The sequence below is a fragment of the Cognatundibacterium griseum genome (genome assembly GCF_014284195.1).
GTDB classification, from domain to species: Bacteria; Pseudomonadota; Gammaproteobacteria; order Burkholderiales; family Burkholderiaceae_D; genus Undibacterium; species Undibacterium griseum.
In genome coordinates this window covers 140,322-155,815 of record NZ_JACOGC010000002.1, presented here as the reverse complement: position 1 = coordinate 155,815, position 15,494 = coordinate 140,322, and the positions used below count along the sequence as shown (strand labels likewise).

Annotated in this window: 6 protein-coding genes; all 6 read left to right on the top strand. The window is 44.2% G+C overall.

Features of this window, described 5'->3' with window-relative positions; translation table 11 throughout:
* The first annotated feature begins 2 nt into the window (after positions 1–2).
* The 6 genes from H8K27_RS05155 to H8K27_RS05130 all read left to right on the top strand — a co-directional run bounded on the left by H8K27_RS05155 (position 3) and on the right by H8K27_RS05130 (position 15,340).
* On the top strand, positions 3–2,126 hold the full coding sequence (locus tag H8K27_RS05155; RefSeq protein ID WP_222610599.1) for a DNA recombination protein RmuC: 2,124 nt from the start codon (positions 3–5) through the stop codon (positions 2,124–2,126).
* Positions 2,127–3,683 (top strand): type I restriction-modification system subunit M, encoded by a 1,557-nt coding sequence (locus H8K27_RS05150; protein ID WP_186862147.1) that lies wholly within the window; start codon positions 2,127–2,129, stop codon positions 3,681–3,683. It abuts the gene before it with no gap.
* On the top strand, positions 3,680–4,882 hold the full coding sequence (locus tag H8K27_RS16660) for a restriction endonuclease subunit S (RefSeq protein ID WP_186862146.1): 1,203 nt from the start codon (positions 3,680–3,682) through the stop codon (positions 4,880–4,882). Before H8K27_RS05150 ends, H8K27_RS16660 begins: the two co-directional genes overlap by 4 nt.
* A gap of 13 nt (positions 4,883–4,895) precedes the next feature.
* Positions 4,896–5,516: a hypothetical protein gene (locus H8K27_RS05140; protein ID WP_186862145.1), complete on the top strand. Its 621-nt coding sequence runs from the start codon at positions 4,896–4,898 to the stop codon at positions 5,514–5,516.
* A gap of 135 nt (positions 5,517–5,651) precedes the next feature.
* On the top strand, positions 5,652–9,095 hold the full coding sequence (locus H8K27_RS05135) for an STY4851/ECs_5259 family protein (protein WP_186862144.1): 3,444 nt from the start codon (positions 5,652–5,654) through the stop codon (positions 9,093–9,095).
* Positions 9,092–15,340 carry a DEAD/DEAH box helicase gene (locus H8K27_RS05130; RefSeq protein WP_186862143.1) on the top strand — a complete coding sequence of 2,083 codons (6,249 nt, stop codon included), beginning with the start codon at positions 9,092–9,094 and terminating at the stop codon, positions 15,338–15,340. The genes H8K27_RS05135 and H8K27_RS05130 overlap by 4 nt, the downstream gene beginning before the upstream one ends.
* Positions 15,341–15,494: the final 154 nt, after the last annotated feature.

The window sequence follows — 15,494 nt, the reverse complement described above, 5'->3', positions numbered from 1 at the left end:
CTATGACTATCGAAACCATCCTTATTCTATCCGTCGGGCTCACTCTGGGCCTCATCATCGGCTATCTATTTTCGGTACTCCATTCACGAAAAAAAATAGTTGAAGCAGAACTCAATCTACAAAATACGCAAACACAAGTCACACAACTTCAACAAGAAGCCGCATCGACAAAAGAAGAATTGAACAAAGTCGATGCCAAGTATCGTGCAATTGAGATCCAACAAGCAACACTAACAGCGCAGAATGAATCTGCCACAACTCTCAATAAATTTCTAAGAACAGAATTTGAAGAAGCTCGCCAAGAATTAGAGCAAACTATGCTGGCGCGTCATGAATCCGACAAGGCTAGACGCGGTGCAGAAACAACCGTTCAAGAGAATCAAAAAACGCTCGATGCGCTCAATCTTCGACTAGAACAAATTCAAGCCGAAGCAGCTCGTGAACGCGCTCGTTATGAAGAACAAGTGCAGAAGTCAGCACAACTCGAAACACAAACCAAAGAATCACAAATCATTGCGCAAGAAGTTGGTTCAAAATATCAAGAACAAATCCAGCGTTTAGAATCTGCGCAAGCAGAATCAGTGCGTGAACGTCAGCGTTACGAAGAACAAGCGCAAAAATCAACGCAACTTGAAACGCAAACCAAAGAGGCACAAGTTCTTGCCCAAGAGATCACGTCGAAGTACCAAGAAACAAAACAAGCGTTAGATTCACTTCAAGCACGTTTCAATACCTTGCAAGACAATGCCGCCAATATCAGCAATGACAACAGCAGTCTGAAAGCGTCGCTAGAAGAGCGTAACCAAAGCCACGCCCAACAAAAGCAGCAAATTGACGAGCGCAACCAAAAGATTGATGAACTACATCGATCGCTAACCTCTATCACCAAAGAACATGCAGAGTTGAAAATCTCACTGGAAGAACGCGACAAGGGGCATGCTCACCAATTGGCACAATTCGACGAGCAGAAGAAAGCCTTGAGCGAACAATTCAAACTGTTGGCCAACGATATTCTTGAAACTAAAGCCGCCTCACTACAAGAGAGCAATAAACTCTCGCTGACAGCGGTCATGAGTCCCTTCCAGCAATCAATGGATGTCTTCAAAAAAGAAGTCCAAGAAATCCACCATCGCGAAACCACACAGCAAGGTGAACTGCGTAAAGAACTCGAATCTTTAAAAGAACTCAATCAAAAAATTACTACTGAAGCACACGAGCTCTCTACTGCTCTGCGCGGGCAGAAAAAACTCCAAGGCAACTGGGGCGAACTCATCTTAGAAAATGTGCTCGATCGCTCTGGTTTAGTATTGAATAAAGACTTCAAACGCGAGGTCTCCATCAATACCGAAGACGGACGCCAACGTCCTGATGTGGTCGTGTATCTACCCCAAAATAAACACCTTATCATTGACGCCAAAGTTTCGCTCAATGCGTATACTACCTTTGTCAACAGCACAGACGATGCCGAACGTGTTCACGCGCTGGCTGAACACGTCAAAGCAATAGGTCAACGCATCACTGAACTTGCCGACCGCGATTACTACAAACTACCTGGGCTGAATTCACCCGAAATCGTGTTCATGTTTATTCCAATTGAATCCGCATTTGTTGAAGCGCTCAAGGCGGATGAAACCCTGTTTCAAAAAGCCATTGAACGAAACGTTTTGGTTGCGACACCAACCACGCTGCTCACCAGTCTGAATATCGTCCGTCAATTATGGCGCTACGAAGACCAAAACAAGCACACCGCTTTGCTCGCGAGCAAAGCAGAAAACGTGTTCAAGAAACTCAATACTTTCTTAGATAGTTTTGAAGGCATTAAGAAAGGATTAGAAAAAGCCAACGACGCATACACGAAAGCAGAGAACCAGCTTATTAGCGGCAAAGGGAATTTGGTGAAACAAGTCGGTGATTTTAAAAATCTCGCTCCAGCGATCAAGGCAGAGTTACCCAGCTATTTCACTGATAAAGCGACATTAGAGATTGATTACATCCCGGCAAATCAACAACTACCCAATACTGAAGCCAGCATACCAAGCGGATTGACATTTGACGCACAAGATATCAACGCAAACCATGCTGAGCAATCATCAAACACACACCATTCACTAGAAGAGGCAAACTAAATGCTAACTGGCACCATCCGTAACGACATCGACAAACTCTGGGAAAAATTCTGGACTGGCGGCATCGCCAATCCTTTGACCGTGATTGAACAAATCAGCTATCTCATGTTCGCGCGTATGTTGGACATGCAAGATGATGCCAGCGAACGCAAAGCACGTGGCAATAAGGATTTCGACCGTATCTTCCCGAATACGCCCGAAGGCCAATTACTGCGCTGGAAAAATTTTAAAAACATGGCAGGCAAAGAGATGCTCAAGCATCTCAAACAAAATGTCTTTCCATTTTTTGCGACCCTGGGCAGTAGCCAACACGATGGTGCAGCTAATGCACTGGCGCATATCGGCGCGTATATGCAAGACGCAGATTTAGAAATCAAAAACGAATCCGTCTTAGTCGCCGCAGTCGAGATGATAGAAAAGCTACCGCTCACACAAAGTGATGTCAAAGGTGACATCTACGAATACCTATTAAGCAAGCTCACCACTGCTGGCATCAACGGTCAATTCCGCACCCCGCGTCATATTATCGACGCCATGATCGAGCTACTCGCACCACAAGCCGACGAAACCATCTGTGATCCTGCTTGCGGTACCGCTGGCTTCTTAGCACGCACCATGGAATATCTAAATCGTGTGAATTCGTCGGAGGCAGGTACTTTCACCGATGAAGAAGGCAATATTCATTACACCGGTGATTTGCTAGAACCGCATCGTAAGCACATCAATAGCAATATGTTCTGGGGCTTTGATTTTGATACGACCATGCTGCGCGTCTCCAGCATGAATATGCTACTGCATGGAGTATCCGGCGCGAACATCTTGTACCAAGACAGCTTGAACAAATCGGTCAAAGACAACTACCCCGCACAAGAGCAAGATTTTTTTGACGTCATCCTCGCCAACCCACCTTTCAAAGGTTCGCTCGATGAGGTCAATACTAACCCCGACGTACTCGGTATGGTCAAAACCAAAAAGACCGAGTTACTTTTTGTCGCACATATACTACGAGCGCTTAAGCTCGGTGGCCGTGCCGCCGTGATTGTGCCAGATGGTGTCTTGTTTGGCTCATCGAATGCACATCAACAATTACGCAGCGAACTGATTGAGAACAACCAATTAGAAGCCGTGATCAGCTTACCATCCGGCGTATTTAAACCCTACGCGGGCGTATCAACTGCCATCATCATTTTCACCAAGGGCGGCACCACCGATCAAGTTTGGTTCTACGATCTACAAGCCGACGGTTACACCCTAGACGACAAGCGAACACCAATCAAAGATAACGACTTGCCCGATTTACTCACTCAATATGCAGACTACCGCAGCACTCGCATCAGCGGTAAGACAACAAAGAAGTGGCAAGATAAAACGCAAAAGGCTTTCTTCGTCAATAAAGAAGATATCGCCACGCAAAAATATGACCTAAGCATCAATCGCTACAAACAGGTTGTATATGCGGAAGAAATCTATATTTCACCAAAAGTGCTTTTGAGTGAATTGAAAAAAATGGAGCAAGACATTCTAAAGGATTTGTCTGATTTGGAGGCGATGCTGTGAGCTTTCCAATAGCAAAGTTAGGTGAAGTTATCGAGTTCATCAGGGGTATAACATTTAAACCTGAGGATACTGTCAAACCATTTAGCGCTAACTCAGTAATAGTAATGAGGACTAAGAACATTCAAGTTAACGGTTTGGACACTGACGATTTGATTGCTGTACACGAATCATTCGCTCGAAGAGAAGAGCAAATTTTGCGTCCCGGTGACCTATTAATGTCCTCTGCAAATAGTTTTGAATTAGTAGGAAAAACTAGCTATGTGAATGATCTCGGCTACAAATCGACTGCAGGCGGATTCATTTCCATTGTAAGGGGGATAGATCTGAAAATTGACTCAAGATATCTATACCATTGGATAACGGCACCAAAAATTCAATTGCAGATTCGCCTATGTGGAAGGCAGACGACAAATATTTCGAATCTTGACGTACATAGATTTAAAGAATTAGAAATTCCAGTTCCTCCACTAACCGAACAAAAACGCATCGCCGCCATTCTCGACAAAGCCGACAGCATGCGCCGCAAGCGCCAGCAAGCCATCAAGCTCGCCGACGAATTCCTGCGCGCCGTGTTCTTAGAGATGTTCGGCGATCCTGTTACTAATTCTAAAGGATGGCCGATTGGTAGCATTCGAGAGCTAGCATCTAGCGTCAGTTATGGCACTTCTGAAAAAGCACATGAAACCATAGGTGAATTTCCAGTCCTCAGAATGATGAATATTACTTATGAAGGGAAATGGGATTTCATTTCACTAAAGTACATCGATCTCGATGAAAAAGGAAAAGAGAAATATTTGGTTTCCCCTGGCGACTTGCTTTTTAACAGAACCAACAGTAAGGAACTTGTGGGAAAAACTGCTGTGTATGAACGCACAGTACCCATGGCATATGCAGGTTATTTAATTCGTCTCAGAACGAATGAGCTTGCGAATCCCTATTATATTGCTGCTTACCTCAATTCAGCGCATGGAAAAATGACACTTCTCAACATGTGTAAATCCATCGTTGGAATGGCCAATATTAATGCGCAAGAATTACAAGACATAAAGATTTGTATTCCACCGATTGAGTTACAGAATAAATTTGCAGCCATAACTTCTGCTGTCAGCGCACATGAGAAAAGAATGGCTGACACACACGCTGAAATGGACGCTCTATTTCAGTCATTAAGCCAAAAAGCCTTTTCAGGGCAATTATAGGAGCAACTAATTCATGGATTTGTTTGAACCTTTGAAAATTCAGATCATGCTACCAGAGAGACTCGCACCGACATCTCGAATTGCTGAGAACGCAGTACGCAAACTACTATTTAGAAAATCAAAGGTTCAAACGTCCATACAATGGCGATGGTTTGATCATATTCAAAGTGAATATGATGTCGTGATCAACGATGATGGTAGCGGAGAATCTGCTGACCTTGTCGCTTTAAAAATCAATGATGACTCTCTCTCGCTCACGCTAGTACATTGCAAATTTTCTGGTGCTGACGAAGCTGGTGCACGACTTAAAGACCTATACGAAGTCTGTGGACAAGCACAACGAAGTATTCGCTGGAAGCATCTCAATCTTAACTATCTCTATCAACACATAAAGAAAAGAGAAGAGCGGTGGCGTGAGCGAGGTTACTCACGTTTCTTAAAAGGAAATATTAGCAAGCTAGCGGAAATCAAAGAGCGAGCAAGAACTACCCCAATCAGATTTCATGTTGTTATTGTTCAACCTGGAATAAGCATTGAAAAAATTGACCAGGAAGGGCTCAAACTACTTGGAAGCACCGCTCTGTATATTAAGAAGACCACGATGGCCGATTTAATTGTAGTCGGGTCTGAATAGATAGTCATGAAGTTAATCTGAGTTGAATAACTCTATCCATGAATTTCTACATGCGCGAATTTTCATACAGTGAAGTCGCCATCTCAATGGAAAAATCTTGCTCAAATTCAAGGATAAAAATAATAAGGGAAATCGATGGCTATGCTTCTCACGACATATCGGCTTTGGATACAAAATCTTCTAATTACGCGCAATTTAGTGCAACCTGATGGCCGTCCTCTTTACGCCTATCGCCTTTCGGATACAGAATTTGATAGCCTCAAACAATTATTAACAAGAAAAGACCATCGAGATATTGAATTAATGGGTGAAGAGGATCACTTCCTTACCTGCTGGTTTATGTATGCAGCTGAATGGTGGAAACGTTGCTACTCGGGTGGTGCATGGTCGTGGACACCAATATTTCAATCGATTAACTTTGACGATCTGGAGTCGTTGAAACGTACTGAATGGGTCGAAGAGGCATCTAAATTTTGGCGATTAAAAGATGAGACATTAGGCGGTAAGCGCTTCCTAGGGAAAGTCGTCGTCAATGGCGGACTACCACTGAAATTGATTAAAGAAGCGGATGGTAAGTTGTATGGTATTTTGCACGCGACTCTGGGCGAAGCTTTAAGATCGACTTCGCCACTTAGTAGTGTACAACTGCTGACACAGATTGAGCTACAAAGTAGTTACCTTCCGAAAAGCTATCGCCAACCTACCGTTTATGGCCTGCTTGCACAAGTAATCAACACTGTGTTGGCTCTCAAAAATTTATTACCAGCCAACTCTGAAGTTGACCCGGTCAGTCAACTGGATACCCAAAACCCAGACTGGCTGACACAATTTCCCCTACAAATTGACTCGGACGCCGCGCGCCAATTATTGGTCAAACTGATTCGACAAGCGGTAACCAATCCTAAACAGATTAAGCAACAGTTTACCGTCGCACGACATTTGCGATTTAATGCTGATGCAAGTGAGTGGCAGTTTGAATGCCGTATTGAGGCATCACCACGCTTTTCGGCGCAAATACTGGCTGCAATGTTAAAGCGAGATGAACTCGATCTGCCGGTTACCATCGACTTGGTCATTACAGGTGAAAGAAGCTCAATAACGGTTGGCCAATTGCATCGTCGTGATAGTGATTACATGATCAAACTCTCACACCCTACCCTACCAGAAACGTTTTTCCATCAAAGTTTACGCTTGGAAGCATCACGCTTTGGCCAACTACTAGGAAGCATCGAATTAGAATCGAGTGAAGCTCCAGATCCAGAGGTCCCGTGGGTATTTGAAGATAATGCGCCTTATCCACGTTTGATATGGGCTGGTAGCCGCCGCTTGGCCAACTCATCTTGCTATTTGTTGATTCCAGAAACTGCGAGCCTCAAGGGTGGCAACGACAATGCAAACTTCGTCACCATTTATGGCCACCGCTCTTTAATCAAGATAAATGAAGGCACAGCACAAATAGAGTGTAACAACGAGCTCTACGAGGTAATCTGCGGGTCGAATACATATCAAACTTCAAATAGCATTATTTGGGGTAGCAATCGCGTTTTTATTGAATCAAATCCATCCTATATTTTTCTCGGAAAGCCACGCTTAGAGCTCATTGATAGCGAAGGAATACGTAAGTTGGTTCCAAACAATGAACTATTTTGGCGCACCCGACAAAACGAATCACCAATCGATCAAATCAGATCATTTGGTGTTGGCACGATCTACTGGCGTCAGCAAGGCAAAGTTATGCTACGTCAACGTGCAGTATGCCTACCCGCATCCAAAAGCAGCAATGGCACTGCCATCACTCCACCAATAGATATCAAGTTTCTAGACAATAGCAGAACAAGTGGTCAAATCAGATTGAATGGATGGCCGGCCGCGCAGATCACTTGCGCATCAGAGAACGTTTATATTCAGTGCGATCGTGTCCATGATGGGTGGGTCATTGATGTCACCTCAGATATCGCCCCACCGCCACTAACAATTGATCTACATCTCACCTGGAATGATGGCCAAACTCAAGTGATCTCTATGCCCTTCCCTGTTGAAGGTGCATTTATCGTGGACGATAGTAATCAGCCGATTGACCAAAAAGCGATCATTTCTTTACACGAACTCAATTTTTTACATGTAAATTTACGTGGAAAATCAACGCGTAACTGGCAAATTCGCTTGCAACTGCTTGGCACCAAAGCTTTTGCTCAAACGCCCATGCAGTTGATTCGTTGTAGAAAATCACAGGAAAACACAAGCATGGTGCGCTTGTATGATCTTCGTGAACAAGTGCGTCGATTATTATCTTTGTGCGATGATTTGGATGCTCGCGTTCAAATTAATTTTGAATATGGCGAAGTATCAAAGGCATCTTTGCAAGTTGCTCGATATAGTCATCTTCTGGATCGAGACATGGGCAAGGGATGGGTAACCATCGACAATGCCAGCACCAAGGTCATTGCAACTGAACTATTAGAGAAAATCAGTTTGCGCACTGTCCCTTTATTGGAGTGCGACCAAGCACCAAGAGGACTAAGTAAGATTACCACTGAAGGTACACACACTGGTAACTGGTCATTTGAGCCAGAGCTCAAGCAACCCGGTCTGTGGTTAGTCTATCCATCTGAAGAATCTTCCGTCCACCCTCGTGCCTTACTTTGGTTTGTACCAGAACGATACGCCAAACCTGCACCCATTTTGCATGGTTTACGCCAAGCTATGTCACTGCCCAACAGAGATGAACGATTAGACGCAATTGAAGCCGTCTTTAAATTGATCGCGGACGATATTGCGAGTAAAGACTGGAATTTTGTTCAGTCGATGATTGAAAAATTTTCTCATTTACCCTTACCGAGTTTGGACATATGGGTTGGTATGGTCCGGGTCCCTAAAGCCGTCGTTTGTGCACACTTAAAACTTGAAGGTTTTATCGAAAAAATTGCACCCAGACTGAGCGAAGAATTGCCTTTCGATTGGTTGCTCACTTCCCCTCAAGACTGGCTTGATAATATTCAAGCTTTGAGTAAAACAGTAAGCGACGATGAGCGAGCTTTAAGCGTATTGAAGTACGATCTTGAATATCGACTTCAATGGATTTTCGAGCGGCAAAGTGGGCTCGACATTTCAGTAAGACTTGCCAAAACAAAGAGTCTTGGGTTGACCAACGACCGTGACATAAACATCTTAATTAGCTATCCAGATATGATCGCGTCAAATTGGCTATCAAATCTTCTATTTTCAGAAAATAATACTGCTGCAGAATTCGTAAGACGCGCCACACAAAACAGCAGCATCGATTTACCTGCTCCTACGCAGCTTAAGAAGCTCACTCAGCAATTCGTAATTTCAGAACACGGCAAAGAATTATTTGGGCATGGCAAACTGATCGATGTCAGTGACTGGAAACATTCATTGATTGTTGCTCCGATCATGATCGCCTTTGATATTGCGAGAGGACAAGCTGAAACTTGGAGCAAAGACCTCAATCTACTCAACGCACTACGCCAGTATCGAGATTTCGACAGAATTTGGTTTGATGATGCATATAAGGTCGCTATGGCCTGCGCTTATAACAAAGGATTAATCAACACATGAGTCAACTTGCCTACCGTCCGTATATTCGCCCACTTATTCGTGAACAACAACATCGCGGTGTTAGATCCGTATTGAGTTTGCTGGGAATCCTCAATAAACCACTTCGCACAACTCTTGCGAATCGTTTAGGTGGGGCACCAGGCTCATCTGGATCCTTACTTGCTGATCCCGTATTTGAGCCCACGTTTAGTTGGACTGAGAGTGATGTCACTTTGGAGTCTTTGAACGGCACTAGCCTAAATAAACGATTAGTGAATTCACTCAGCTCTCCGCCCGACAAACTGAAAGACGAATATACTTTCCCGCTCTCGCGTCACCCATTTACACATCAATTAAGTTCTTGGGAAATTTTGTCAAAGCCGGAACCAAAGTCACTGGTAGTGACGAGCGGCACGGGCTCCGGTAAAACCGAGTGTTTTATGATCCCGATTTTAAATCGGCTGGCAAATCAATCGGATAGCGAGGGAGTACTTACTGGAGTTAGGGCGTTATTTATCTACCCTTTGAATGCTCTTATCGCTAGTCAGCAAAATCGACTTGATGCATGGACAGATGGTTTCAAAGGGGATCTCAGATATTGTCTCTACACTGGGCAACTTGAGGACCAAGCGAGAGGTAGAACCAAGGAATATCAAGGGCAAGTCATCGACAGGAAGAGCCTCAGGTCATCATCACCTCCTATGCTAATCACTAATGCGACCATGCTTGAATATATGCTGGTCAGAAAAGAGGATGAGCCGATATTAGTGCAATCTCAAGGGAAATTAGAGTGGATTGTACTTGATGAAGCTCACACCTATGTTGGCTCGCAGGCAGCTGAAATGGCCTTACTTTTAAGACGAACCATGATCGCGTTTGGGGTAAAGCCGGAAAATGTACGCTTCATCGCTACATCGGCAACGTTCAGCCAAGACAACGACACTGCTGCAAAACTTCAACGCTTTCTTGCAGACATGGCTGGCATCGACACCAGCCAAGTCGAGGTCGTATACGGCAAACGCAAAGTTCCATCCTTACCTGATGCCAACTTACCCAATGAGCTAGATATACTAGAGCTATCGCAAATCGATACAGAAAATGAAACCAGCAATGCGAGATTTACCAAGCTAGTGAACAATCAAGTCGCTCGACAAATTCGTGCCTCTTTTTTAGGGTCCAACAATCACTGTGCGCCTCAGAGCCTGTCTAGGTTGAGGTCACTAGTTACACAGAAAGTGCTTGATACTGATACAGCGATTCAGTGGCTGGATCTACTCTCAGGTACTAGAGCTCAAGATGGGACGCCATTCTTACCTTTACGAATTCACCTGTTCCACAATGTCCTTTCGTCGGTTGGCGCATGCGTCAACGTCAATTGCAGTGAACGTGGTTCTGACCTTATTGAAAATCCTGAGTGGCAATTTGGAGCAATTTATACGGACGGTAGTACCAAATGCAAATGTAGCTCACCGGTGCTGACCCTGATTCAATGCACCGACTGTGCTGAACCATTTTTAAAAGGCTACGTTTCTACAAGAACGTACGAACTTCGTGCTGCGGTTGATCAGGATGAGGATGAGTTCGCACTTAACGTTGATGTTTCTGACGAGATTGATGACGAAGCGGAATCGCGATTTGACATAAAAAACGAAATTTTGTTGTGCAATGCTAAGCACTCCGATCTGGTACAGAATGCATATTTCGATCTAAACTCTAAGAAGCTCTCGGATAAGCCGCTCAGTGAACTTGCGGTTTCAATTAATCTATTTACTCCAATGGACGACATCAGTTGTCCTTGCTGTGGAGAAAAGAAACACGCACGTCAATACAGAAGGATTGCTGTAGGGGCACCGTTCACTCTTAGTACAGTTATTGCAGGACTGCTTGAGTTTTGCCCAAAAGACAAAGACAACGCCAATGTGCTACCTTCAGGCGGAAGAAAGATGATTTCTTTCACTGACAGTCGTCAGGGTACTGCGCGAACGGCTGTGAAAATCCAACAAGACTCAGAACGTGGAAAGGTGCGTTCATTTATTTATCATCGACTGCTTTCTGCTCAAAGCGGAAATAATTTAACATCCGAGGACTCTGAATTCCTAGACTATTTCAAACAAAAAGAAGAGAAAAAGGAAGCATTAAGTCCGCCAGAAAAACGGATGTACGCCGACCTGCTTGTAAAGGCTGGCAGTGGGAAATCAAGGACTATCGCATGGGGCGATATGGTACAAGAGTTATCGATCGACAATAGCCTGCAGCATTTTATATTGGACTATTACGAGAAAATATCCCCTCAAAATTTTAGGGATGGTCTTGGCGCGAATACGCTAGCCAAGCTATTTTTGCTCAGAGAATTTGCCCGGCGTCCAAAGCATCAAAACAGTTTGGAGTCTATGGGGATCGTACGACTTGTTTATCCTCAACTAAACGCCATTACAAAGTTACCTGCAGATTGGCCCAATGCAGACATCAATACTTGGAGAGGTTATTTAAAGATTCTTCTGGATTTCTACATTCGGGAGAATAGCTTTGTATCAGTGCCTCCACAATTCCTGCACCTTATGGGTGCTAGGATTCGCCCCAAACATTTGTTAGCTCCGACATCTCAAGATACAGATACGTCTAGGGTAAAGAGATGGCCGCAAGCAAAAGAAGGACAATCTCGCTACGCTAGGCCTATTGCCCTGCTACTCCATGCGTTTAACTGGGAACCCAATACGGAGAAAATTCGTATCGTTAATCGCATCTTAACCGACGCGTGGAATGATCTAAACAATTATGGCTTGCTCAAAAAAAACGATGATGGTTACAGCCTCTCCTTCGACGAAGTGCATTTCCAATTGATTGAAAAGGCTGGACTCTGCCCTTTCACCAGACGCTTTCTTGATACAGACTTCATGAACTTGACGCCTTACCTGGGCGTGAGCAAGAGGCTAGCGACTGTCACAGAATTCTTCACTATTCCCGTTTATGATCACGCCTTCAATTTGAATGAAGAAGATATTCAACGTGCACGCAACTGGTTGGAAACAGATACGGATGTCCTATCTTTACGAGACAATGGTCTTTGGAGTGATTTACATGATCGCATCGTTGAAGGGGTTCAATTTTTCCGAACGGCAGAACATTCGGCACAACAGTCTCAAAAACGCTTGAAACAATATGAAGACGGGTTTAAAGCTGGAAAAATCAATCTACTCAGCTGCTCCACTACCATGGAAATGGGTGTCGATATTGGCGGTATTACTATAGTAGCGATGAATAACGTACCACCTCATCCTGCCAATTATTTGCAGCGCGCTGGTCGTGCAGGCCGCCGTAATGAAACACGATCTGTTGCGATGACAGTGTGCAAACAAACACCGCATGATCAAAGTGTATTCAAAGACCCGATTTGGCCCTTTAAAACAAAGATTACGGTTCCTGAAGTTTCTCTGCGAAGTGAAGATTTACTGCAACGTCATATCAATTCCTATTTGCTGTCACGTTGGCTCAAATTGATTGTCAAAGATACAGAAGCCTTAAAACTCAAATGCGGTGCGTTCTTTATCGCGGTCGACAATATTTCCGTATGCGGTAGATTTATGATGTGGTGTCACTCGATCTCGAAAAATTTGAGCAAGGACGCAGATACCACTCAGGCGCTGCTCTCCCTCATCAAAAACACACCATTCTCAAGAGATGACCTATCACGAATTGTCCACCAAACCAAAGAGCAGATTGAGATCCTTCAAAAGGAATGGCGAGAAACACTTGCAATCATGATCGAACAGCAAGATAAGGTATTTGCAGGAACCAAGGAGAGTAACCCAGCATTCAAGGCATTATCACTTCAACGAAAACGTTTAGAAGACGAGTATCTGTTGCGTGAACTTGCTGAATCACATTTCCTTCCAGGATACGGTTTTCCAACCGGACTAGTGTCCTTTGACAATCAGAACATTACGAATTTTAAAGACGCACATTCTGAAGATCGTGATGATAATCGGGCAAAATTCCGTCAACTTCCATCGAGAGATAGGGCAACCGGTATCCGCGAATATGCACCGGGCGCTGAGTTGGTGATTGATGGTCTCGTCTATAAATCGTCTGGGATCACTTTAAATTGGCATGCTCCGGCAAGTGAAACTGATTTGAAGGAAGCACAGCTATTCAAATTTGCGTGGCACTGCAAGGAGTGCGGTGCGGCTGGAAGTGCGATGGGTGTTCGCCCTGATTTCTGCGACTGCTGTGGCAAAGAACTTCTTCGCGAACGGGTCAAAGAATATCTCGTTCCCTCAGGATTCGCCGTCGAATTTTATGGTGAGCCGCCACATAACGATGTGAGCGCACCAACCTTTGTTCCTGTTCAACAACCTTGGCTCAGCCTAGCGTCGAGCTGGATGCCACTTACAAACGTGGCAAATGGTAGTTTTCGCACAAGTAATTCCGCACATCTTTTCCACCATACGAGTGGTGCGTCAGGAAATGGCTTTGCGATCTGCCTTGAATGTGGTCGTACGGAACAGATGCTATCTATTGCAGATCCCAAAGCAAATTTGAACGAACAATTTTTGCCTACGATTTTCCGGAAAAATAAGACCCATTCACGCCTAAGGGGAGGTAAAAACGAAAAAGGTGAAACGATATGCCCCGGAAGCGAAAATGCTTGGAAGATTAAGCAATCCGTCAACTTGGGACACGATTCGAAGACCGATGCTATCGAACTTATTTTGAGTGACCCGAAAACAGGTCTGTCACTTCATGATGACGTCGTGGCGTATTCATTAGCTGTCGGTATCAGAGCGGCACTAGCGGCGAAAATAGGAATACAGGTCGAAGAATTAGGTTGCGCATCACGGGAGCAGCGTGTGGCAGACACTAGTCAAGTCGTTTCAGTGATCCAAATCTTTGATAATCGAAGTGGTGGTTACTGCTCACAGGCGAATGAAATCCTTTTATCTCGTGATTTTTGGGAAGCCGTTCGCACTGAATTAATGTGTCGTGAAGACTGTGGCGCAGCTTGCCAGCATTGCTTGCTCAGTTACGATACACGTTTTTCATTTGAGAAACTCAACCGCCACGCTGCATTAAGCTTCTTAACAGATGAATGGATTGATTCGTATCGGATACCTGCGAATCAATGCGGCTTCGGTGAATCCACTCGCTATGAATCATTTGACGTAGCGGAAGCGATCCACCCAGAGATATCTAAGCTGTCGACAAAATTGGTTAGACTTTTTCTGCACGATCCAATAGAGAACTGGGATTTCCCGTCTGCAGAGAAGCTAAATTCGCTACTAGTCGCTTGTGTTCATCAAAATGTAAAAGTAGAGCTTATTGGTTCGATAGGTCTACTTTCCAAACTGGCCGATAGTGAGAGATTCAAGCTCGCCTCTTTAGTATCTATGGGTGTTGCGTATGGGGAAGTCGATGCCAATGAAATGAGCTTGATCAATTTCAACTTGTATATTTGCGCACAGGTTGAAACAAGCAATCAGATAACGACATGGGCGTGCTCAAGCCAGGAAAATTTACTACCCAATAACTCTTGGTGCGATAGAGACGCGACGACTATGTATGTAAAAGGTATGCATCCACAGATCAAAGCAAAAAGGACGTATTCTCATTCGGAGATTATCCCAACCACAGGTGACACAGAGATTGAAATATTTGATCAAATTAATGGCCCGATAATCGGTTTTGGAAAACGATTCTGGACGCATCTAATTTCGCAAAATGCGAAGCTAAGCGAATTACTCAATAGCCAAGGTGATGTGTTAGAAGTTGTCGAATATAGCGATCGATATTTACGCAATCCATTAATGATTGCGCTATTAATCGAAACCATAAACGAACTAAAGCAATTTCCGTCTGGTGAGGTGGCAACCATAAAAGTAGGAGTCACAACCGTAAGCTCAAACAAAATAGATACCCGCCCCTCTACAAACTGTTGGGACGATTGGAAAGACGAGAAAGTACGAGATCAAGTACTTGAAAACGCGATTAGCTACTGTGGCTTAGACCCAAAAGTCGAGGTTCATCTTGGCGGCACAAATTCAAACGTTATTCATGGACGAGTACTGAAGTTGCATTTCACATCAGGTGCAACCGTATCGATCAGGCTTGACCAAGGATTCGCCTATTGGCGATTCACTGGGGAGAATCGTAGGAAATTTCCGTTTGCCGAAAACATCGAAATACAGGTTGAAGCGGTAGCTAATTTGACTGGGGCGATTGCGGCACCGGCTTTGGTACCTACGCAAATATTTGTAAAACTTTTCAAGTGAAAAACCAATGCAAATAATTTCTTGTTAGAAGCCTGCATAAATGTCCACGGCCTATTAACTTCTCGATGAGGAAATTGACCGATGGACATGACAATCGAGCGTTATCACTCGCAAATTCTTACCCAAAAAGTGTTGTTTTTTATTTGTTGGTATT

What these genes read in the sequence shown, in the direction of transcription:
- H8K27_RS05155 (WP_222610599.1), top strand. Translation starts at nt 3, where the DNA reads ATGACTATCGAAACCATCCTTATTCTATCCGTCGGGCTCACTCTGGGC.
- H8K27_RS05150 (WP_186862147.1), top strand. Translation starts at nt 2,127, where the DNA reads ATGCTAACTGGCACCATCCGTAACGACATCGACAAACTCTGGGAAAAA.
- H8K27_RS05140 (WP_186862145.1), top strand. Translation starts at nt 4,896, where the DNA reads ATGGATTTGTTTGAACCTTTGAAAATTCAGATCATGCTACCAGAGAGA.
- H8K27_RS05135 (WP_186862144.1), top strand. Translation starts at nt 5,652, where the DNA reads ATGGCTATGCTTCTCACGACATATCGGCTTTGGATACAAAATCTTCTA.
- H8K27_RS05130 (WP_186862143.1), top strand. Translation starts at nt 9,092, where the DNA reads ATGAGTCAACTTGCCTACCGTCCGTATATTCGCCCACTTATTCGTGAA.